We start from the raw sequence: 616 nt of genomic DNA on the forward strand, positions 1-616 counted from the left end.
TCCCATATCTTAGAAAATAACTTTTGCCAATAGGCAGTATGGAGGCATTTGTGAATAAACCAGTGTTTATAAATTCTGATGAAATTCTCTTAGTGATGTGCGAAAATGAAGAGCAAAATCTCGCTAAATCTGGTCCTTTCTTAGAAGAAAGTGACATGATCAAATTTATCGACCAAGCCGATAATGCTGTCCAAATTTTGCGTATTGAACCAACGACTAATCGTTGCGAAGATATCTCTGAAGATATTGCCGAATTCTATCTTAAAGAATGTGAAGAGCAGTGTTTCAACGGAAACATTCCTCACGATTTTATTCTACACAGCACAGCATACGGTTTTTTTTTAGATGATATAAAACAGCGCGAATATGATGATGCAATGTATGGTTCTTACGAACAACAACACCGTTTGCGTCCTTGTGATGTGCTTTAAAAGCTAAAGGCGTTTTTAAAAGACGCCACCTTTTCAAAAAATTCACCCCACAATGCAATGCCGTTCTTTTGCAAGAACGACAAAGGCAGAATCTAACTTAAAGGAGTAAAACCATGGAAAAAAAATACGAACTTACTGATGAAACAATCGAAGTTGGGGGCAAAACTCTCCACCGCATTCGTGCA

General features: G+C 37.5%; 1 protein-coding gene. It reads left to right on the forward strand.

Annotated features, from left to right (window positions below; genetic code table 11):
- The first annotated feature begins 50 nt into the window (after window positions 1–50).
- Complete coding sequence (locus ACFILA_RS09910; RefSeq protein ID WP_273791750.1) at window positions 51–431, forward strand: hypothetical protein; 381 nt, start codon at window positions 51–53, stop codon at window positions 429–431.
- Window positions 432–616 lie beyond the last annotated feature (185 nt).

Source organism: Bartonella sp. CL71SXKL (assembly GCF_042194935.1).
In the GTDB taxonomy this organism is placed as follows: Bacteria; Pseudomonadota; Alphaproteobacteria; order Rhizobiales; family Rhizobiaceae; genus Bartonella.